The sequence below is a fragment of the Nocardia sp. NPDC055165 genome, assembly GCF_053606985.1.
This window is the reverse complement of the sequence record NZ_JBSGSS010000020.1, coordinates 1-21,449: the sequence shown is the minus strand read 5'-3', so window position 1 is coordinate 21,449 and position 21,449 is coordinate 1. Positions and strand designations below refer to the sequence as shown.

The window sequence follows — 21,449 nt, the reverse complement described above, 5'->3', positions numbered from 1 at the left end:
CCGCCCGCCGGAAATTCGGGAAAACATGATGATGACCGGGAGAACCGTTGTGCGGGAGGCGATTGCGGACAGACGGGTGTCCGAGGATCGCCCGGCGATGTGTTCTGCGCGCTGATGCTCGGCCTCATCGCGGCGGCCACCTCGCCCCGGGCTGTCCGTTCCCGGGCGATCTCGGCGTGACAGCGAACCGTACGAGAGTTGTGACCTCAGTGTGATCGGCCGGTGAGCGGGGCATGTGACTCGAATCGCCGGAACATGCGGCCTGTCACAGCCGACACATAATGGAGGTCCGATGTGGCAAGCTCATATGAGCACATCGGGGTGTGTGAGGTGTGTCACTTTGAGCAGGTAGGGCCAGGTGGGAACGGTGGATATCAGTCCAAAAGGTGTGGTCGGTTCGGTGCAGCGGTTGCTGGCTACCGCGCAGAACGGGCTGGAGGTGATCCGCTTCGGCGGATTGTCACACGATGTCGAGTCCTCGCCTTTCGAGGTCGTCGAGCGTCGACGCATGTACCGGCTGCGACATTACTTCCCCGACGATACGACGCCGGGGCGTCCGGTGGCGCTGCTGGTGCCGCCGTTGATGGTGAACGCCGACATCTGGGACGTGAATGCGGCGGGCGGCGCGGTCGGCATCCTGCACGCGAGCGGAATCGACTGCTGGGTAATCGATTTCGGCTCACCCGCGACCGAGGAGGGCGGCTGGGAACGCGACCTGGCCGACCACGTGCTCGCGGTGAACTCCGCCATCGACACCGTCTGTGAGGCCACCGGCGCGCAGCTGCATTTGATGGGGTACTCCCAGGGCGGCATGTTCGCCTACCAGACCACCGCGTATCGCTACGGCAAGGGCGTAGCCTCGATCGTCACCTTCGGCAGCCCTGTCGACATAGTCAACGGGATGCCGTTCGGCCTGCCCTACGGTCTGGTTTCCGAAGTCGCCGATTTCCTCGCCGACCACGTGATGCACCGGCTGCCGATCACCGAATCGATGGTACGCATCGGTTTCCAGATGCTCGATCCGGTGAAGACCGCCAAGTCGCGGATCGACTTCCTGCTGCAATTGCACGATCGGGAAGCGTTGCTGCCCAAGGAACGTCAGCGTCGATTCCTCAACAGCGATGGCTGGGTGGGGTATTCGGGTCCGGCCGTGGCCGATCTGCTCAAGCAGTTCGTCGCCCACAACCGGATGATGCTCGGCGGCTTCGTGATTCGCGACCACCCGGTGTCGCTCGCCGAGCTCAAGTGCCCGATCCTGGCATTCGTCGGCGAGGTCGACGACATCGGTCAGCCCGCCGCGGTGCGTGGCATCGTGCGGGCCGCACCCAATGCCGAGGTATACGAAGCGAGTTTGGTGGCAGGCCATTTCGGGCTCGTCGCCGGCTCGACGGCCACCAACCACACCTGGCCGATGGTGCGCGACTGGATCGCCTGGATGGACGGCAACGGGACCCTGCCCGAGCAGATCACCCCCATGCAGGAACACGTCTCGAGCAACGCGCCGCGCACGGCTGCCACCCGGATGGTGCACACCGCCGCCGGTCTGGCCGAGGCCGGCGCGGGTGTCGGCAAGGCGTTGGAAGGCATCGCGGGCAATACGATTCGAGGATCGATCGAGATGGCGGGCGAGGCGGCGCGTGCGCTGCCGCGGCTGACGCGGCTCGGGATGATCCAGCCGCACACCCGTATCTCCCTCGGCAAGCTGCTCAGCGAGCACGCCTCCCGCGCTCCGCAGAAGGACCTGGTGCTTTTCGACGACCGGGTGCACACCAATGCCGCTGTCGAGGAGCGCGTCGACAATGTGGTGCGTGGTCTGATCTCTGTCGGTATCCGGCCCGCGATGCGGGTCGGCGTCATGATGGAGACGCGCCCGAGTGCGCTGGCCTCGGTGGCCGCGCTGTCGCGGATCGGCGCTGTCGCGGTGCTGCTCGCGCCGGGCGCCGAACTCGACCGGGCCATCGAGCTGACCGGCGTGCAGACGTTGATCGCCGACCCGGAGAACCTGCGTTCGGCCGCCGCGACCGCCGCCAGGGTGCTCGTGCTCGGCGGCGGCGACAGTCGTTCGCTCGCGGTGGCCACCAGCGACCGGGTGGTCGACCTGGAGCAGATCGACCCGGCGAAGGTCAGAGTGCCCGCGTGGTACCGGCCGAACCCGGGTCTGGCGCGCGAACTCGCGTTCGTACTCGTGCTCGGCTCCGGCGACCGCCTCGAGGCGAAGTACATCACCAACCATCGCTGGGCGCTGTCGGCATTCGGTACCGCGAGCGCGGCCGATCTGGACCGTCGCGACACCGTGTACTGCCTTGCGCCACTGCACCATTCGTCGGGACTGTTGGTGAGCCTCGGTGGGGCGATCGCCGGTGGCAGCCGGATCGCGCTGGCCAGGCCGGTGGACATGGACCCGGGTCGCTTCGCCGAAGAGGTGCACCGGTACGGCGTCACTGTTGTCACCTACACCTGGACCATGCTGCGCGATCTGCTCGACGCCCAGGTCTTCCCCGCGGGCCACAACCATCCGATCCGCTTGTTCATCGGCTCCGGCATGCCCGCTGGACTGTGGCGGCGCACGGTCGAACAGTTCGACCCGGCCAGGGTGCTCGAGTTCTACGCCTCGATCGACGGTGATGTGGTGCTGGCGAATGTCACCGGCGCCAAGATCGGGTCCAAAGGCAGGCCCGTGCCCGGCACCGCACGGGTGGAACTGGTCGCTTACGACCCGATCAGCGAGCAGATCCTCGTCGGCGACGACGGATTCGCGCGCCGTTGCGCCGACAACGAGCCCGGCCTGCTGCTCGGCAAGGCCGTCGACGGCGGCGACATCTCCGACGGTGGGCTGCGCGGTGTGTTCCGCGCCGGTGACGCCTGGTGGCCGACGGAGAATCTGTTCCGCCGCGACAGCGACGGTGACTACTGGCTGGTCGATCGCCGTGACACGGTGATCCGCACCGCGCGCGGCCCGGTGTTCACCCAGCCGATCGTGGACATGCTCAACGACATCACACCGGTCGACATGGAAGTCGCGTTCGGGCTGAAGACCGCGGCCGGGGTCATCGCCGCGGCCGCGCTGAGCGTGCGTCACGGATTCCGGATCGAACCGGGCGATGTCACCGAGGCGATGCGCGGGCTGGAGGCTTCCCAGCGTCCCGACCTGGTCTACGTCGTCGCCGAGATCCCGCGTAGCTCCAGCTTCCGCCCCTCGGCGTCGGCGATCCAGGCCGCGGGCCTGCCCAAGGCGGGACCGGGCACCTGGATCTACAACCGGGAGACCGAGGCTTACGAGGTACTCAGCGACGCCGCCGCGGCGACGCTGTTCGGCGGAAGCTGACCGGTGACCCGACCCAACCGCTGACCGCACAACGAAAAGGCCGCCCGGCAGAAACCGGGCGGCCTTCGTTCGTTGCGGCTACACCTGGTATTCGGTGACGGCGTCGACGACGCGACCGAGCTGAGCCTCGCTGAGCAACGGCCACAGCGGCAGACGCACGATCGTCGCCGAGAAGTTCGCCGAGCGCGTGCACGGCACCGGGGTACGGCCGTACTTGAGGCCCGCGGGGCTCGAATCCAGCGGAATGTAGTGGAACGGCGCGACGATGCCGCGTTCGGCGAGGTGGGCGATGATGCCGTCGCGGCTGTCCTCGCTGGGCATCCGCAGGTAGAACAGGTGCGCGGTGTGGCCCGCGTCGGCGGGCACCGTCATCGGGCGCACATCGTTGCGTGCCGCCCAGTCGGGCAGCGCGGCCGCGTAGGTGTCCCACACGCGGTGGCGGTTGGCCTGGATGGTGTCGAACTCGGCCAGCTGGGCGTCGAGCACGGCGGCGTTGAGCTCGCTGGGCAGGTAGCTGGAACCGATGTCCTGCCAGGAGTACTTGTCGACCTGGCCGCGCAGGAAGCGAGCGCGGTCGGTGCCCTTCTCCCGCATGATCTCGGCGCGACCCATCAGGATCTCGTCCGACAGCAGCAGCGCGCCGCCCTCACCGCAGTGCACGTTCTTCGTGTCGTGGAAACTCTGTGTGCCGAGGGTGCCGATCGTGCCGAGCTGTCTGCCCCGCCAGGTGCCGCCCAGACCGTGTGCGTTGTCCTCGATGATCGCCACGCCGTGCTGGGCGGCCAGCGCGAGCAGCGGCTCCATGTCGGCGGCGACACCGCCGTAGTGCATCACCACGATGGCCTTGGTGCGGTCGGTGATCGCGGCGGCCGCGGCGGCGGGGTCGATATTGCCGGTGGACTCGTCGATGTCGACGAACACGCAGGTGGAACCACGCAGGGCCATCGAGGTGGCCGCGGAGGTGAACGCGAAACTGGGGACGATCACCTCGTCGTCGGGACCCAGCTCCAGCAGCAGCGCGCCCAATTCGAGCGCGTGCGTGCAGGAGGTGGTGAGCAGCGCGTGATCGGCGCCGGTGATGGCTTTGATCTTCGCCGTCGCCGACTTGGTGAACTGACCGTCGCCGTGACTGTGATCGGAGTCGAGCACGGTCATCAGATTGGGGCGTTCAGCGGCAGCGCGGAACGGCCTGCTGAAGATGATGCGGTCGCTCACGCGCGATGGCCCTTCTCCGTCGCGGCTGCCGGTACCGCGGCGTCGACTCGATGGTTCACGGCCGGCGCATGCATCGTATCCGGGCGCGGTGTCGGGGTCTGCACGGTGAGGTAGAGCGGCTTGCCGACCAGGATGTGCAGTGCGACACCGAGATACTCGGCGATCAGGCCGAGCGAGAACAGCATCGCGCCCGAGCACAGCAGCATCACGACGATGATCGACGCCCAGCCCTCTGGATCGTGGTTGTCCTGCGTCAACGCCTGCACGATCACCACCGCGGCCATGATCACCCCGGCCAGCGCGAGGGTGACCCCGAGCATGCTCACCAGCCGCAGGCCGCGAGTGCCGCTGCACAGCACCATCTTCCAGAACAGGGAGAACAGGCGGCGATAGTTGTAGCCGGACTCCTCGCGCCCTTCGGCGCGCAGCACCACCGGCACCGAGACCGTATTGCCGACGACCCAGGTGAGCGCCACGTCCAGGTACACCCCGTTGGCCGCGACCTCGGCGAGCTGGCGGCCGATGTCGCCGCGGATCAGCCGGAAGCTCTCGAAGCGCGTCGAATCCGGGAACGCGAACACCGTCGCGAGCACGATCTTGGCGCCGCGTGAGGTGAGATTGCGCAGGAAGCCGTGCGGGCGGGTATTGGACGGTTTCGAATAGACCAGGTCCGCGCGCGAGGCCAGCGCCGCGTCGAGGAAGTCCGCGATGAACGCGGGGTCGTGCTGACCGTCCTCGTCCATCGTGACGATCCAGTCGCCCTGTGCCGCCGCCATACCGGCGATCGTCGCCGCGTCCTGACCGAAGTTGCGGCTCAACCACACCGCGCGCACCTGCGGGAAGGACCCTTCCAGTTCCTGCAGGACGACATCGGAGCGGTCGGGGCCGTTGTCGTGCACGAGGATGATCTCCTCGACCGCGAACCGGGCGCCCGCCGCGGTCGTACTCGGGCCCGTCAGCCGGTCCAGCTCGGCGACCAGTGCCGCGATCGTGTCCTCGCCCCGATACACCGGGACGACCACCGATACCGAATGCACCGGGCTCGATCCGTTGCGATCGGGCGCGCCCGATCGCACGACAGTGTCGGGCCTGGACAAAGGTGCGGACGGAATCGGCATCGCGGACACTTTCGGTGTTTCGGAGGTATTGACCCAGCAGTGTGCGCACTTTAACACCGGCGCGTGACACGTCGGTGGAAGCGATCCCGCTGTGCGACGGTGCCAGTCGGGCCGTGTGCCTGTAGGGTCTGGTCCTCGTGGTGGAAAGTAGAACCCCGTCCCGTCGTTCCGTCTATATCTGGGGCTTGATCACCTCCCTCGGAGTGATCGCGGGCTATGGTGCGGTTCTCCTGGCCAACGTTCGGCACTTCTATACCGACGACACCGAATCCCAGTACGTCCCGCTGTGGGTGATGCTCGGCAACCGGCTGCGCAACGGTGATCTGCCGGTCATGGTGCCCGAGCACTGGATGGCCGGGAACTACTCGATCGAGGAAGCCGGGCTGCTGAATCCGCCGCAGCTGCTGATCGATCTCATCGCGCCCTCGGTGGACAACCTGGTGCTGTACGCGACCGTGGTGAAGCTGATCTTCGCGATCGTCCTCGGACTCGGCGTCTACCGGATCTGCCTGGCCTACGGCTCCCGGGTGCAGTGGGCGGCGCTGGCCGGGGTCTCGATTCCGTTCACCGGCTGGTTGCTGTTCTTCGACGAGGCCAGCTGGATGACCGCCTTCACCGGCACCGCGTGGATGGTGCACGCGTGGGCGTCGGGGGTGCGCTACTCGCGCGGTCGCGGCGGGCCGATCCCCGTGTTCGTGTATCTCTACCTGGCGATTTCGGTGCAGTACATCTTCCCGGCGGTGGAAGCCGGTCTGATGATCGGTGCGGTCGCGGTCGGTGAGCTGATCTACCAGCGGACCTGGCGCCCTTCGCTGAAACTGCTGATGGTGGCCGGCTTGGCGGCGCTGGCCGGAGCGGCGACCTACCTGCCGAGCATGCTGTCGGCGAAGGTCACCTGGCGTGGCACCGCTCAGATCAACAACGACATGTTCCTCACGGTGCCGTGGTCGGAATCGCTGAACGCGAGCCTGCCCTCGACCCTGCCCGCGTTCACCTCGTGGTGGGGTTACGTCCAGCCGCTGCCGGTGGTCTACATCGCCTGGTTCCTCATTCCGGCCCTGGCGTTCATCGACTGGGGCAAGGCGCGCGCGGCCTGGCGCGAACTCAGCGGCATCGGCCTGTTCGCGATCGCTGCGCTGATGTGGACGGCCGGCCCCGGCACGATCGGCCCGCTGCGCTGGCCCGCCCGCGTGCTGCCGATGGTGGCGCTGGGTCTGCTGCTGCTGGTGTGCGTGCTGCTCGGGCGGTTCGCGACCTTCAAGGACTGGCGTGCGCGGGGTATCGCGGCGGCCGTACTGATCGGGCTGCTGTGGGTGCGGTCGTTCTCCGCCGACCCACACAACTGGATCGCGCATGTGATCGCCGCGCTGGCCATCGCCGCGCTCGGGGCCGCGCTGGTGTGGCTGGCGGTGAACAAGGGGATCTCGGCGGCGGTGGCGCTGGCGATCATCGCGGTGTCCCCGATCGCGTATGTCCAGGTGGAACGGGCACAGCCGACGCCGATGAGCTGGAATCTGCCCAGCGATCGGGCCGCGGCGCGCGCGGCGTTCCCGGAATTCGCGGGGACCACGCTGCAGCTCGGCGATCGCGCGCTGATCCAACCGGGGGAGCGCACCCTCGACGGTGCCTACGGCTCGCTGGTGTTCGGCAACTACGCCAAGGACATCGAGCGCACCTATGTCAGCGGCTACACCCCGAACGGTCACTTCTGGTTCGGCGACATGCTCTGCATGCGCTGGGACACCAGCGTGTGCCCCGACGCCTACCGCCGCGCGTTCGCGGTCGAGCCGTCGACGGGCAAAACGGTCGTCGATCTGATGAACATCGACCGGGTGGTGCTGCAACGCGCGCTCTACCCGGCCGCGCGGACCGAGCCCGCGCCCGAGGGGTGGAAGTGGGTCGACTACCCCGGCCACGAGAACTACATCTCGGTCCTCGAACGTGCGGACGGCCTGATCTCCACCCGCAACGGCCGGATCTCGGCGGTCGAGAACGCCACCGCGGTCTCGACCTCGGAAAGCGATACGACGAGCCGGGTCACCGTGAGCTCGGCGGCCGGTGGCCGCGTCGTGTTCGCGCGTCTGGGCTGGCCGGGCTACCGGGTGAGCCTCGACGGCAAGGACATCCCGTTCAAGGTCGTCGCGAAGAGTTTCGTCGCGGTCGACATTCCGGCCGGGACGAAGAACGGCGATCTCGAGCTGACCTGGCGTCCGCCGGGCTGGAAGATCGGCGGCGCCGCGATCGGCCTCGGGCTGCTCGGACTCGCGGTGTTCCAGTGGCTGTACGTGCGTGGGCGTAAGCCCGACGACGAGGAGCTGGACGCCCCGGCGGCGGAGTCGATCGCCGCCGACGACACCGCGCTCGCGAACGCGGTGCGATGACCGCCGAGGCGGCGGGCGGCGTGCTCGAGACACCCGGCCCGCTGCTGCGGATCGTGAAACGTCAGGAGCTGGCGTTCGCGATCGTCGGCGGGTTCAACACCCTGCTCGGCATGGCGCTCGTCGTTTTCTGGCTGCAGGTGCTCGGCGACGGCAGGCCCGGTCTGGCCGTTGTCGCTGCCTACGCGGTGAGCACGGTCGTCGCGTTCGTGCTGCACCGCACCCTGGTGTTCCGCGTGCACGGCCATCTCCTGCGTGACTTTCTCGCGTTCTGTGGGGTCAACGCCGGTGGTCTGGTGCTCAACGTGATCCTGGTGGAACTGGCGGTCACCGGCCTCGGGTTTCCCGCCGCCCCCGCCTCGGTGATCGTCATGGGTCTGGTGGCGGTCGTGAGCTTCTTCGGACACCGCTACATCTCGTTCCGCCGGGCGCGGTAGGTTAGGCACATGGCGCACGAATCCACCATCGACGCAACCCTGCTCGGCCTGCTGGCCTGCCCCCAGGACAAGGGTCCCCTGCAGCTGGTGCGCACCGAAGCCGATGTGAGCGTGCTCTACAACCCGCGTCTACGTCGCGCATACCCGATCGACAACGGCATCCCGGTGCTGCTGATCGACGAGGCCCGCGACGTCTCCGACGCCGAGCACGAATTCTTCGTCGCCGAATCCTGATCGGCCCATTCGGCAGCTTCCCCACCGCTCCCGAATCGGAGTTAGGCTTACCTTAGTTCGTGCTGAGGTGCTGACCCGATCAGGAAAGAGTGCGTCCGATGGCTGATGACGTCGCATTGAGCGGCATTCCGCTGACCATGCTGTGGACCCTGCACAACCGTGGTGCGGAGGTGAAGCGCGCCGACGCGGTCCTGACCGATCCGGACTGTGAACGCCTCTACGACACCATCGATTTCGACTACACGCGGACCTTCGGCGAGCCCGACGGCACCCACGCTGTACGTTCGGCCCGCTTCGATGAGGCACTGCGGCCGTGGCTGGCCGCGCATCCCGGCGGGACCGTGGTGGAACTGGCCGCCGGGCTCGAGACCCAGTTCCAGCGGTGCGATGACGGCGCGGTGCGATGGTTGTGCGTCGATGTGCCCGAGGCGATCGAGATCCGCACTCGATTCCTGCCGCCGACGCCGAGGTGTGCGTATCTGCCGATCAGTGCGCTGGATCTGACCTGGCTCGACCACGTCGACCCCGAGCGCGGTGTCTTCGTCACGGCGCAGGGGCTGTTGATGTACTTCGCGCCCGACGACGTGCGCCGTCTTGTCGCCGCGATTCTCGAACGATTTCCCGGCGTGGAGCTGATGTTCGACACGATCCCGCCGTGGTTCTCCCGCAAGACCGTGCGCGGGTTCCACACGACGCCGGACTACACGGCGCCGCCGATGCCGTGGGGGATCGAGCGCAGCAAGATCGCGGCGCTGCTGCGGTCGTGGAGTCCGGCGGTCGGCGAGGTGACGGTGAGCTCCTACGGTCCCTCGCACGGTCCGCTGGCCGCGACCCTGCCGATCTTCGGCGCGTTGCCGTTGCTGCGCGATGTGCCACCGGCGATCGTGCGGGTGAGGTCGCGCTGAATCACCAACTGCCGGTCTCGATCTCACCGGTCAGGTAGCGCTGTACGACTGGGCCGACGGCATCGACCACGGCATCAATCGGCATCGAGGCCAGCGGTTCCAGCGCGATGATCTTGCGGGCGGTCAGGACCCCGATCATCTGGGATGCCGCCAGCGAGACCCTGGCGCGACCGTCGTCGTCGGCGGTGGCGATGCGCACCCGGACCCGTTCCAGCACCACCTGGAGTAGGAACGTGCGCGCGAGATTCTGATCGCCGCCCGCGAAGATGCTGCGGACCATGGCCACGATGCCGGGTCCGGCGGGGGAGTCCCACACGGTGACGACCGCGCGCACGATCGTCGCGCCGAGCTCGGCGATCGGCGCGGCGTCGACGGCTCTGAGCGTGGTGTCCGGGTCGACCGGGAAGTCCACGGCGGCGGCGAACAGCTGCTGCTTGTTGCCGAAGTAGTGGTGCACCAGCGCCGGGTCGACATCGGCATCGGCCGCGATCGCGCGGATCGAGGTCTTGTCGAACCCGGCGCCGGCGAACCGGACCCGCGCCGCGTCGAGGATCGCCAGCTTGGTGTCGGCGTTGCCCGGCCTGCGTCCGGTGCGCCCGGATTTCGCTGTGCCGGCACCGGATTCGCCGTCACTCATCGTGGATCCTCTCGTCGGGTCGTGTTCGCTACGGGGTGCGTCGACGCAGAGTAGCCGCGGCGAGGCCGAGCGCCACCAGCGCGAACCCGGCGACGACGGCGATATCGCGCCACATCGCAGCTGTCGGCTCCGCGTGAACCGACACCTGCTGGAGCGCGTCGACCGCGTAGCTCAACGGCATCACATTGCTGATCGCCTCGAGCCAGCCGGGCAGCCGGTCGCGCGGTACCAGCAGCCCGCACAGGAAGATCTGCGGCGCGACGATCACCGGCATGAACTGCACGGCCTGGAATTCGGTGCGCGCGAACGCACTCGCCAGCAGGCCGAGCCCGACGCCGCACACCGCGTCGACCATCGCGATCAGCATGACCCAGCCCGGGCTGCCCGCGGCGGTCAGTCCGAGCAGCCAGAACGCGACCACGCAGGCGACCGCGGCCTGCGCGGCGGCGGCGAGGGAGAACGCGCTGCCGTATCCGGCGAGCAGGTCGAGCTTGCTCAGCGGTGTGGTGAGCAGTCGTTCGAGGGTTCCCGATGTGCGTTCGCGCTGCATCGCGATCGCGGTGATCAGGAACATCACGATGAACGGCAGGATCCCGAGCATCGTGATGCCGACCCGGTCGAACATCGTCAGCGGGGCGTGCGGCGGGCGCGGTGCGTCCTGGTAGATGAAGTACAGCAGCGTCATCAGCAGGGCGGGGACCACCAGGATCATCGCGACGGTGCGGTGATCGTTGCGCAGTTGTCGCAGGATCCGGGCGGTCGTGGCGGTGTAGGGGCGCAGCGTGGTCATGCGTGCTCTCCCATCGTGATCAGGGTCAGGAAAGCGGCCTCGAGGTTCTGTTCGTCGGTGCGCTCGCGCAGTTCGTCGGGGCTGAGCTGGGCGAGCAGGTTGCCCTCGCGCATCAGCAGCAGCTTGTCGCAGTGCTCGGCTTCGTCCATCACGTGACTCGACACGAGCAGAGTCGTTCCCGCCGCGGCCAATTCACGGAACTGCTTCCACAGTTCCACGCGCAACACCGGATCGAGGCCGACTGTCGGTTCGTCGAGCACCAGGAGTTCCGGCTTGCCCACGAGCGCGCATGCCAGGGATGCCCTGGTCTTCTGGCCACCCGAGAGCTGGTCGCCGAGCTGATCCGCGTGATCGGCCAAACCGACTGCGACGAGCGCGGATTCGGTGTCGTCGCGGTCGCGCCCGTAGAGCGCGGCGTAGTACGCCACGTTGTCGCGGACGCTGATGTCGGCGTAGATGCTCGGCGCCTGGGTGACGTAACCGACCCGGCGCCGCAGCCCGGCGCTGCCCGCCGGTTCGCCGAGCACCGTGACGGTGCCCGATTCCACCAGCTGCGTTCCCACGATGCTGCGCAGCAGGGTGGTCTTCCCACAACCGGACGGTCCGAGCAGGCCGGTGATCGAGCCGCGGGGGATATCCAGGGTGAGGCCGTGCAGGACGGGGCGTTTTCCGCGTTTGACGGTCAGGTCCGCGACCCGGACGGCGATCGGTGGCGGTGCGGTGCGCGACATGGTCGCCTCAATTCATCGAGTGTTGAATTCACTACGTGATGAATTTAGCGCGATGGTTTCGAGGTGGCAAGGTCAGTGGGCGTGTCCCGAAGGTGTCACGGCCTGCTGACCTGGTTCGACAACGGTGAACTGGCCCATCATCCCGACATCCTCGTGCCACAGCAGATGGCAGTGATACATGTACGGCGTCGTCGGATCGGCGGGCCCGTCGAACCGTAGGGCCAGCGTCGTCGCCGTATTCGGTGGCAGGAAGATGGTGTCCTTGGCGCCGGTCAGCTCGGGCGGGGGCGGGCTGCCGTCGTACTCGAGCACCCGGAACTGCACATCGTGGACGTGAAAGTTGTGCGGCATGCCGTCGATGTTGCGCACGACCCAGGTCTCGGTGGTGCCCCGGGTGACCGTGGTGTCGATGCGGCTCATGTCCATGCGCTCGCCGTTGATACCGGCCAGGGTCAGGTCGAAGCGCCGTTGCATGACCGAGTCGGTCCCATCGGGAATCGACAGCGGCACAAGAGTTTCCGGTAACCCAGCGGAGGGGCGCAAGGTCGCCGCCGCGCGCAGTTCGAGCACATCGAACGTGTCGTCACCGCCCGAGAACCGGTTCGACCAGAAGTCGAGACCCGCCGCGAGTTTCTCGCTGCGCAACACCGTGCGCTCACCGGGCCGCATCCGCACCACGATCTCCGCGCGTTCGCCGGGTGAGAGTCGGAGGTGATCGAGGGTGGTGGGGCGTTCGAGCAGGCCGCCGTCGGAACCGATCATCGCGAACGCGCGGGCGTCGTCGAAGGCGAAGGTGTAGATCCGCGCGGTCGAGGCATTGAGCAGGCGCAGCCGCACCAGTTCGTCCCCGACTTCCCGATAGGGGGACAGGGTGCCGTTGACCATGGTGCGGTCGCCGAGGAAGCCGATGTCCCGGAAGATCGCGTGCGCGCTGTCGAGGCGGCTACCGCGCAGACGCATGTCCTGCACGATCACCGGGATGTCGTCCACGCCGTAGGTGCTGGGCAGCGGCAGTTCCGCACTCGGTGCGTCATCGATCAGGAACAGGCCCGCCAGGCCGCGGCGCACATGGTCCTCGGTCGCGCCGTGCGGGTGCGGGTGGTACCAGAGAGTCGAAGCCGGTTGATCCACAGTCCATTCCGGTGTCCATGTCGCACCGGAGTCGACCATCTGGTGCGGCCCGCCGTCCATGGCGGCAGGCAGGTGCATGCCGTGCCAGTGCACTGTCGATGCCTCGGGGAGCTGGTTGCGCACCTGGACTCGCACGCGTTCGCCGCGGGCCGCGCGCACGGTGGGGCCGAGGTAGCTGCCGTTGAAGCCCCACGTCTCGGTGGCGCGGCCGGGCTCGAATGTGGTTGTCCCGGTGCGCATATCGAGGGCGAACACCCGTGTTCCGGTGGAGTCGACAGTCGAATCCGCCAGCGGTGGGATGCGCAGTGGCTGAGTGAATTCCGTGGTGCCGACCGTCGCGATGTCGGCGGAGCTCCAGGTCCACGCCACCCCGGCGCCGATCGCGGTGGCCAGGGTGACGACGAGGGCGCACGCGCCGAGCAGGATGCGGCGTAGCCGGCGTGGGGGAGAAGCCATGCGTCGACGGTAGGGACGCGAACCCGGCGCCACATCCGGGTGCGTCCCCGGTGCGACCCTGATTTCCGGTCGCGGATTTCAGGGTTTCCCGCAGGTCAGAGCCATGTGACTTGGATCACATTGCCGGGTTGTCACGTTCCTGCGAGCTGCTTTGTCCCATGAACATCCCACCGACAGGAGTACCGCAATGACCACCACTACGCACCGCATCGTCGTCCTCGGGGCCGGCTACACCGGCATACTGGCCGCGATCCGCCTGGCCCGGCGCACCAGAAAACTGGATGTGGCGATCACCCTGGTCAATCCGTCGGCCCGCTTCACCGAGCGGCTGCGGATGCACCAGATCGCCGCCGGTCAGGAACTCGCCCACCACGACATCCCGGAAATCCTCGACGGCACCGGCGTCGAATTCGTGCAGGGCTGGGTCACCGCGATCGACCCCGCCGCGCGGCGCGTCCAGGTCGACGGCATCGGCGAACTCGCCTACGACGAGCTGATCTACGCCCTCGGCAGCACCGCCGAGACCTCCCTGGTGCCCGGTGTCGCCGACCACGCCTTCACCCTCGACGACCCGCGCCTCGCCCACGAATTCGCGGGCAAGCTCGCCACCCTCGCGGCGCAGGGTGCCTGTGTCGCCGTGTGCGGTGGTGGACTCACCGGCATCGAAGCCGCGACCGAGATCGCGGAAAGCCACCCCGGTCTGCGCGTCACCCTGATCAGCTCGGGCGAGCCGGGCGCGATGATGGGCGACAAAGCCCGCGCCCACCTGAACAAGGCGATGGACCTGCTCGGCATCGTCCGCGAGATCGGCGTGCGCGTCGCCAAGGTGCAGCCCGACGCGGTCGAGCTCGCCGACGGCTCGGTGATCGGCGCCGACCTCACGCTGTGGACCACCGGCGTGCGGGTCTCACCGCTGGCCGCCGAGGCGGGGATCGAGACCGACGCGCGTGGCCTCATCGTCGTGGACCCGACACTGAAGTCGTTGTCGCACCCCATGATTCACGCCATCGGTGACGCGGCCGCCGTCCGCCAGGAGTGGGGGCAGGTGCACGGTACCTGTCAGAGCGGCCTGCCGACCGCCGCCTACACCGCCGACCTGATCGCCGCCGAACTGCGCGGCAAGACAGTGCGGCCGTTCCGCTTCGGGTACTTCCACCAGCCGGTCAGCCTGGGCCGCCGCGACGCGGTCATCCAGTTCACCAACGCCGACGACACCCCGCGCCGCCTCTACCTCACCGGCTGGGCCGCGCGCATCTACAAGGAGCTGGTCAGCAGCAGCCCCGTTCCGACGTTCAAGGCCAGTAAGAAGATGACCATGAACGTGCAATTGTCCAAGGGCGGCCAGGTGACTCGCGCCGTCGCGTGAACAGCCTGCACCGTCGCCGATCGGGCGCCGAGCCTGCTCGGCGCCCACCGAGTGGCCACCGTGACGGAGCGTGCGACATGGTAGATCGTATGGCCGATCAGGATCCGTTTCTCGAACACCGCCGCCTGCTGTTCGCGACCGCTTACCGCATGCTCGGTACCGTCACCGACGCCGAGGACGTCCTGCAGGACACCTGGCTCAAGTGGAACGACACCGACCGCGCCGCGGTCACCCATCCCAAGGCCTACCTGGTCCGCACGGTCACCAATCTCTCGCTGAACCGACTCACCTCCGCCCGCGCGACTCGCGAAAGCTATATCGGCCCCTGGCTTCCCGAGCCGGTCCTGACATCGCCCGATATCGCCGAGGACACCGAATTGGCCGACACCGTTTCCACCGCCATGCTCGTCGTGCTGGAAACCCTCACCCCCGTCGAACGCGCGGTGTTCCTGCTGCGCGAAGTGTTCGGCTACTCGCACGCCGAGATCGCCGAAGCCCTCGAACGGTCCGAGGCGAGCGTGCGCCAGATCGCGCACCGCGCGAAGAACCACGTCCACTCGCGACGTCCACGATTCGATACCGACAAGGACGCCCGCGCCCAGGTCACCGCACAGTTCATGGCCGCCTGCGCAGGCGGCGACCTCAATGCCCTGATGGACCTGCTCGCCCCCGATGTCACGTGCTGGTCCGACGGCGGCGGCGTGGTCACCGCCGCCCGTCGCCCCCTGCACGGACCCGACCACGTCGCCCGCTGGATCCTGGGCGTCCTCGCCAAACCGTCGTCCGCGGGTTTCGAACTCACCGCGACCGGCATCAACGGTGAGCTCGGCACCCTGGCCTCCTTCGCCGGAAACCCCGGCGCCGCCTTCACTTTCGACCTCGTCGACGGACACATCCAGAATCTGCGCTTCCAGGTCAACCCCGGCAAGCTGGCCGGGCTGTACCGCGGCACCGACCTGCTCGGCTGAGCAACCCCTCGCTGACCGTTTGTCGCGCCGGGACGAGCTCGTCCCGGCCGAGAACCCCTCCTGCATCAGGGGTGAAACCGCGTCCCGCGCTGGGTTCGCGCGAACCGGTCACTGGCCCTACCATTCTGCCGTGTCAAGCAATCTCAACGACCGGGCCGAAGGTGGCCAGGTCAGGGCCTCGACCCTGGAACTGTTCTTCGACCTGGTCTTCGTTTTCACGATCACCCAGCTCACCCACGTGTTCGTGCACCATCCGGGATGGGAAGCAGTTCTGCAGGTCTCGCTGATGTTCGGCGTGATCTGGTGGATGTACAGCGGGTACGTCTGGCTGACCAACGAGGTCGCGCCGAGCTCGTCCTCGCGCCGGACCTGGTTGCTGGTCGGGATGTCGGCGTTCTTCATGCTCGCGCTCGCCGTGCCCGACGCCTTCCACGGCACCGGTGTCGCCTTCGGCATCGGCTATCTGCTGGTGACCGCGATCCACACCGCGATGTTCGCCTCGGCGGGCGGGGCGTCGGCCGTCCTGGCGATCCGCCGGATCGGGCCACTCAACGCGGTATCGGCCACCCTGGTCGTGGCGGGCGGCTTCACCCACCCGCCACTGCAATACGTGCTCTGGGCAGGGGCTTTCGCGGTGCAGATCCTCAGTCCCTACCTCGTCGACACCGCCGGGTTCCGGGTGCGCGTCTCGCACTTCTGCGAGCGGCACGGGCTGGTGGTGATCGTCGCGCTCGGCGAATCGATCGTCGCCCTCGGCGTCGGGCTGGCAGGCGAACCGATCACCGTCGCGCTGCTGGCCATGGTCGCGTTGGGGCTGGCGCTGGCGTACGTGCTGTGGTGGGCCTACTTCGGTTTCGACGACGAACGCGGCGAGCACGCGCTGGGCGAACGACCCGACCTCGAACGGGTGCGGCCTGCGCTCGTCGCCTACGACTATGCGCTCTATCCGCTCCTGGTCGGTGTCATCCTCACGTCGGCAGGGATCGCGCTCAGCATCGCGCACGGCGGCGAACCGGTGAGCTGGGCCGCCGCGGGCGCGTTGTCCGGCGGCGTCGCCCTCTACTTCGCCGGACAGTCCTGGTTCCGGACCGCGCTCGGTCTGTCCGGTGCCCGCGGCAGGCTGCTCGGCGCCCTCGCCGTCGCCGCCACCACGCCGATCGGGGTGTATTGGCTCGCCTGGGGCCAACTCGCCGCCCTGGTAGCGGTCGCCTACGCGGTGGTGATCGTCGACGATCGGCGCATCCTGCGCGCCGGGCAGCACAGCGCCTACGCCTGAGTACCGGTCGCATCGGCGTACCTTCGGCCACGCGCGGCAACGGAATGCCGCGCGTGGGTGCCCGACTGGGTGACAATGACGGTCGTGTCCGCCCAGGAACTGGCCGTCGATCCCCCTACCGCCGCCCGCAGGTTGCTCGGCGCGATCCTGTGGTCGGGACCGGTGGCGCTGCGCATCGTGGAAGTCGAGGCCTACGGCAGCAACCCCGACGGACCGTGGCCCGATCCGGCCGCACACTCCTGGCCGGGGCCGACGGCCCGCAACGCGGTGATGTTCGGCCCGGCCGGGCGGCTCTACGTCTACCGCTCGTACGGAATTCATCTCTGTGTCAACGTGACCGGTGGTTACGACGGTGAGGCAGGTGCGGTGCTCGTGCGCGCGGCGGAAGTAGTCGAGGGCATCGACCTCGCTCGCGAACGCAGGCCCGCCGCCCGCACGGACGCCGATCTGGCGCGGGGGCCGGGCAATGTCGGCAGCGCGCTCGGCATCAGCATGTCCGACTACGGAACCGAGCTGTTCGACCCGTTCTCCGCGCTGCGCCTCGCACTGGAACCACCGGTGCCGCAGTCCGATATCGCCACCGGTCCCCGAGTGGGTGTCAGCGTGGCCGCCGAGATCCCGTGGCGGTTCTGGCTACCGGCCTCGCCCGCCGTCTCGGTCTATCGGCGCAGCCCTCGCGCCCCGATGCCCTAGCGACGATTTCGACAGACTTCGCCGACAGCGATGAGTTTTCCGGCGACGGTCCGTCCTATCTGTTGAACGCGCTACCAACCCGGCGCGACCGACTCGAAGGACGAGACCATGACCACTGCGACCCCCTCCGCGAACCTCTCCGACGCCGCCGGCTACCGCCCCGGCAAGATCCGCAACCGCGTCCTGTGGACCCTGCAGATCGTGCTCGGCCTGTTCTTCGTCATCGCCTCCGGCGGCCCGAAGCTCGTCATCCCGAACACGTTGATGGACAACGCCCCCGAGAACCTGACCATCCCGATCGGGCTGCTGATCTTCATCGGAGTCGTCGAGGTGGCGGGCGGAATCGGCCTGATGGTGCCGCGCCTGTCCGGCCTGGCCGCCGCCGGTCTGTCCGTGCTCACGGTGCTCGCCGCGGCGACGCAGGCCTTCATCGCCGACAAGCCCGCGATGGGGATCTTCCCACTGGTGCTGGCCGCGATCTTCGCCTGGATCGCCTACGAACGCCGCGCCACCATCACCGCGCTGGTGCGATGAGCCACCACTCGACACGCTGACAATCGCCGGAGCCGTGAGGTTCCGGCGATTGTCGGCGTGCCGAGAGTTCGGTGACGGAGCTGATCTCGTGCTCCCGATTTCGTCGCCGAACCCAATAGGGCGAATCCCTCGCAGGTGCGACGATCGAGAACCACGTTGAGAAGACCGTACGAGCAGGAGCGCCCGTGTTCACTTTCCCCAGTAGTGACGGCACCACGATCCACGTGCGGAGCTGGCTCCCCACCGAGACCGAGCCGCGCGGGGTCGTGCAGATCGCGCACGGCATGGGCGAACATTCCGACCGCTACAGCCACCTCGCCGAACGACTGGCCGGTCTCGGGTTCGCCGTCTATGCCGACGACCACCGCGGGCACGGGCTCAGCATGGGTGCCGTACCGGGTGACCTGGGCCCCGACGGCTGGAACCTGCTCGTCGCCGACGAGGTCGCGCTCACCGAGATCCTTCGCGAACGTCACCCCGGGCTGCCCGTCACCCTGATCGGCCACAGCCTCGGCTCCTTCGCCGTGCAGCAGTACCTGCTCGACCATTCCGGCCTCGTCGACGAGGTGGTGCTGAGCGGCACGACCGCGGTCGACGGCCTGTTCGGCGAGATCGCGGCCGCCGGTGGTGACCTGATCGGCTTCTTCAACGCGGAGTTCCAGCCCACCCGCACCGACGCCGACTGGATCAGTCGCGACGAAGCCCAGGTCGATGCTTACAACGCCGACCCCTGGTGCGGTTTCGCCATCGACGACGCCAACATGGGCCTGCTCGCGGGCAACGCCCAGACGCGGCTGTCCGATCCGAGTACCGTGCGCGCCGACCTGCCCATCTACGTGATGGTCGGCGACAAGGACCCGCTCAACAACAAGCTCCGCCTGTCCGACCTGCTCGTCCAGCGCTACCGCGACGCGGGCCTGGCCGACCTCACCTACCGGGTCTACGCGGACGCCCGCCACGAAGTCCTCAACGAAACCAACCGCGACGAGGTCGAAGCAGATCTGCTCGCCTGGCTCACCCGCGCACGCGACTGACGAACCGCATGCGGAAAGATGGGTCAGCGTGACCGGCGACATCTTCGACGAACTGACCTGGCGCGGCCTGATCGCGCAGTCCACCGACCTGGACGAGCTGCGCGCTGCCGCGGCCACCGCGCCCCTGACGCTCTATGCCGGCTTCGACCCGACCGCCGCCAGCCTGCACGCCGGCCACCTCGTCCCGCTGCTCGCGCTCAAGCGCTTCCAGCTGGCCGGGCATCGGCCGATCGTGCTCGCCGGCGGCGCGACCGGCATGATCGGCGACCCACGTGACGTGGGCGAACGCATCATGAACTCGACCGATACCGTCGCCGAGTGGGCACAGCGCATCCGGGGCCAGCTCGAGCGGTTCGTCGACCTCGACGAGTCGCCGACCGGTGCGGTCATCGTGAACAACATGGACTGGACCGGCCCGCTGTCGACCGTGGACTTCCTGCGCGATGTCGGCAAGCACTTCTCCGTGAACGTGATGCTCGCCCGCGACACCGTCAAACGGCGGCTCGAAGGCGACGGCATCTCCTACACCGAGTTCAGCTACATGCTGCTGCAGGCCAACGACTACCTGCAGCTGCGGCGCGAGCACGGTTGCACGCTGCAGGTCGGTGGCTCCGATCAGTGGGGCAACATCATCGCCGGCGTCGAACTGAACCGGCGCGTCGACGGCGCGCATGTGCACGCGCTCACCGTGCCGCTGGTGACCTCGGCCGACGGCAAGAAGTTCGGCAAGTCCACCGGTGGCGGCAGCCTGTGGCTCGACCCCGAACTGACCAGCCCCTACGCCTGGTACCAGTACTTCGTGAACACCGCCGACGCCGATGTCGTGCGCTACCTGCGCTGGTTCACCTTCCTGAGCCGCGAAGAACTCGACGAACTCGAGCAGGCGACAGCGGAACGTCCGTTCGCCCGCGAGGCGCAAAAGCGCCTGGCAGCCGAGATGACCACGCTGGTGCACGGCGAGGCCGAGACCCGCGCGGCGGAATTGGCCAGCCATGCCCTGTTCGGCCGCGGTGAGCTCGGCGAACTTCCGCTGTCCACGCTCGGCGCCGCGTTGCGCGAAGCCGCGGTCGACGGCAAGGTCGCCGAGGTGGTGCCGGGTGAACCGAACACGATCGTCGACCTGCTCGTCGCGTCCGGCCTGTGCGAAAGCAAGGGCGCGGCCCGCCGGGTGGTCAACGAAGGCGGTGCGTCGGTGAACAACCAGCGGGTGAGCGACCTCGAATGGACTCCCTCCGATGCCGACTACCTGCACGGCGAGTGGCTGGTGCTGCGGCGCGGAAAGAAGAACATGGCGGGCGTGCATCGGATAGCCTGACGTCGTTGCGGAGGCCTGAGTCACATGCGTGTGATTCAGGCCGGCGCAAGGGCTGAGCGCACCGCCGTGACCTGCGGAGATCCGGTGCTGTCCAGGCGATTTGACGCGGCGTTATCCGGCGCGTAACTTATTGGAAGTCAGAGCGACACGGACACCAACCCGGAGCCGAGACGCTAGCCCGAGAGGCTGGCGGGCCATGGGAAAACGCGGTAGTACGGGGAAACGCCTGACAGAGCTGAAGATCTTGTGACCAGGCTTACGATTGACTTCGTCTGGACGTGAGGTTAGGCTGGAACAGTTGCCCTTCGGAAGATCCGGAACGATCCGGTCATTCCGTTTGTGCGTGTGTTCTTTGAGAACTCAATAGTGTGTCGATGAATGTCAGTGCCAATAGTTATTATTGGTTCCAATCTTTCATGTACCCCCCGGTCGTGGGAGGTTGGACATTGAACAACAGCGAATCTTTTTGCTGGTGTTCGCTTTGCTAGGTTTTCGGACTCTAGTTAGATAATTTTGATTCGCTCTCTTCGGAGGGTTGTTTCGAGAGTCTTCAACGGAGAGTTTGATTCTGGCTCAGGACGAACGCTAGCGGCGTGCTTAACACATGCAAGTCGAGCGGTAAGGCCCTTCGGGGTACACGAGCGGCGAACGGGTGAGTAACACGTGGGTGATCTGCCTTGCACTTCGGGATAAGCCTGGGAAACTGGGTCTAATACCGGATATGACCACTGAATGCATGTTCGGTGGTGGAAAGATTTATCGGTGCGAGATGGGCCCGCGGCCTATCAGCTTGTTGGTGAGGTAACGGCTCACCAAGGCGACGACGGGTAGCCGACCTGAGAGGGTGACCGGCCACACTGGGACTGAGACACGGCCCAGACTCCTACGGGAGGCAGCAGTGGGGAA

General features: G+C 67.5%; 18 protein-coding genes and 1 rRNA gene. 13 read left to right on the top strand and 6 right to left on the bottom strand.

The window, feature by feature from the left end:
* Window positions 1-367 precede the first annotated feature (367 nt).
* Window positions 368-3,325: an AMP-binding protein gene (locus tag ACWFRF_RS30795; protein ID WP_452453623.1), complete on the top strand. Its 2,958-nt coding sequence runs from the start codon at window positions 368-370 to the stop codon at window positions 3,323-3,325.
* A 78-nt stretch (window positions 3,326-3,403) separates the two neighbouring features.
* On the opposite strand, the gene rffA is transcribed toward ACWFRF_RS30795, so the two are convergent.
* Together rffA and ACWFRF_RS30785 are read right to left on the bottom strand one after the other, a co-directional pair.
* Window positions 3,404-4,540: a dTDP-4-amino-4,6-dideoxygalactose transaminase gene (rffA, locus tag ACWFRF_RS30790; protein ID WP_378994257.1), complete on the bottom strand. Its 1,137-nt coding sequence runs from the start codon at window positions 4,538-4,540 to the stop codon at window positions 3,404-3,406.
* Entirely contained in the window at window positions 4,537-5,577 is a 1,041-nt protein-coding gene (locus ACWFRF_RS30785; protein WP_378994259.1) for a glycosyltransferase, read from the bottom strand. Before ACWFRF_RS30785 ends, rffA begins: the two co-directional genes overlap by 4 nt.
* A gap of 266 nt (window positions 5,578-5,843) precedes the next feature.
* Here ACWFRF_RS30785 and ACWFRF_RS30780 point away from each other — a divergent pair, with 266 nt between their 5' ends.
* From ACWFRF_RS30780 to ACWFRF_RS30765, 4 genes are all read left to right on the top strand, one after another.
* Entirely contained in the window at window positions 5,844-8,039 is a 2,196-nt protein-coding gene (locus ACWFRF_RS30780; protein WP_452453621.1) for a hypothetical protein, read from the top strand.
* The gene (locus ACWFRF_RS30775) at window positions 8,036-8,473 is read left to right on the top strand and encodes a GtrA family protein (protein ID WP_378994263.1); all 438 of its coding nucleotides are present in this window, start codon (window positions 8,036-8,038) and stop codon (window positions 8,471-8,473) included. The genes ACWFRF_RS30780 and ACWFRF_RS30775 overlap by 4 nt, the downstream gene beginning before the upstream one ends.
* A 9-nt stretch (window positions 8,474-8,482) precedes the next feature.
* Window positions 8,483-8,707, top strand: a complete 225-nt coding sequence (locus tag ACWFRF_RS30770) for a Trm112 family protein (RefSeq protein ID WP_378636876.1) — start codon at window positions 8,483-8,485, stop codon at window positions 8,705-8,707.
* A 98-nt stretch (window positions 8,708-8,805) separates the two neighbouring features.
* Window positions 8,806-9,612: a class I SAM-dependent methyltransferase gene (locus ACWFRF_RS30765; RefSeq protein ID WP_379312933.1), complete on the top strand. Its 807-nt coding sequence runs from the start codon at window positions 8,806-8,808 to the stop codon at window positions 9,610-9,612.
* Window position 9,613: 1 nt separating this feature from the next.
* Here the strand turns inward: ACWFRF_RS30765 and ACWFRF_RS30760 are convergent, their stop codons facing one another.
* The 4 genes from ACWFRF_RS30760 to ACWFRF_RS30745 all read right to left on the bottom strand — a co-directional run bounded on the left by ACWFRF_RS30760 (window position 9,614) and on the right by ACWFRF_RS30745 (window position 13,357).
* A complete protein-coding gene (locus ACWFRF_RS30760) occupies window positions 9,614-10,249 on the bottom strand; it encodes a TetR/AcrR family transcriptional regulator (RefSeq protein ID WP_378994267.1) in 636 nt (211 codons plus the stop codon).
* Window positions 10,250-10,277: 28 nt separating this feature from the next.
* Window positions 10,278-11,039, bottom strand: a complete 762-nt coding sequence (locus ACWFRF_RS30755) for an ABC transporter permease (RefSeq protein WP_378994269.1) — start codon at window positions 11,037-11,039, stop codon at window positions 10,278-10,280.
* Window positions 11,036-11,770, bottom strand: a complete 735-nt coding sequence (locus tag ACWFRF_RS30750; protein WP_378994271.1) for an ABC transporter ATP-binding protein — start codon at window positions 11,768-11,770, stop codon at window positions 11,036-11,038. Before ACWFRF_RS30750 ends, ACWFRF_RS30755 begins: the two co-directional genes overlap by 4 nt.
* Window positions 11,771-11,842: 72 nt before the next feature.
* A complete protein-coding gene (locus ACWFRF_RS30745; RefSeq protein WP_452453617.1) occupies window positions 11,843-13,357 on the bottom strand; it encodes a multicopper oxidase family protein in 1,515 nt (504 codons plus the stop codon).
* 187 nt (window positions 13,358-13,544) lie between these two features.
* Between ACWFRF_RS30745 and ACWFRF_RS30740 the strand changes: the two genes are divergently transcribed.
* From ACWFRF_RS30740 to ACWFRF_RS30705, 8 genes are all read left to right on the top strand, one after another.
* The gene (locus ACWFRF_RS30740; protein WP_452453615.1) at window positions 13,545-14,723 is read left to right on the top strand and encodes an NAD(P)/FAD-dependent oxidoreductase; all 1,179 of its coding nucleotides are present in this window, start codon (window positions 13,545-13,547) and stop codon (window positions 14,721-14,723) included.
* A 77-nt stretch (window positions 14,724-14,800) separates the two neighbouring features.
* Window positions 14,801-15,691, top strand: coding sequence for an RNA polymerase sigma-70 factor (locus ACWFRF_RS30735; protein ID WP_452453613.1), 891 nt, complete (start codon window positions 14,801-14,803; stop codon window positions 15,689-15,691).
* A 130-nt stretch (window positions 15,692-15,821) separates the two neighbouring features.
* Window positions 15,822-16,967, top strand: a complete 1,146-nt coding sequence (locus ACWFRF_RS30730) for a low temperature requirement protein A (protein WP_378994280.1) — start codon at window positions 15,822-15,824, stop codon at window positions 16,965-16,967.
* An 84-nt stretch (window positions 16,968-17,051) separates the two neighbouring features.
* Window positions 17,052-17,660 carry a DNA-3-methyladenine glycosylase gene (locus ACWFRF_RS30725; protein ID WP_378994282.1) on the top strand — a complete coding sequence of 203 codons (609 nt, stop codon included), beginning with the start codon at window positions 17,052-17,054 and terminating at the stop codon, window positions 17,658-17,660.
* 108 nt (window positions 17,661-17,768) lie between these two features.
* Window positions 17,769-18,194, top strand: coding sequence for a DoxX family protein (locus tag ACWFRF_RS30720; RefSeq protein ID WP_378994284.1), 426 nt, complete (start codon window positions 17,769-17,771; stop codon window positions 18,192-18,194).
* Window positions 18,195-18,379: 185 nt separating this feature from the next.
* Complete coding sequence (locus ACWFRF_RS30715) at window positions 18,380-19,228, top strand: alpha/beta hydrolase (protein WP_379316250.1); 849 nt, start codon at window positions 18,380-18,382, stop codon at window positions 19,226-19,228.
* Between the two features lie 28 nt (window positions 19,229-19,256).
* A complete protein-coding gene (gene tyrS / locus ACWFRF_RS30710; protein ID WP_379316252.1) occupies window positions 19,257-20,543 on the top strand; it encodes a tyrosine--tRNA ligase in 1,287 nt (428 codons plus the stop codon).
* 550 nt (window positions 20,544-21,093) lie between these two features.
* Window positions 21,094-21,449: ribosomal RNA gene (locus tag ACWFRF_RS30705) — 16S ribosomal RNA — on the top strand; the annotation flags it as partial.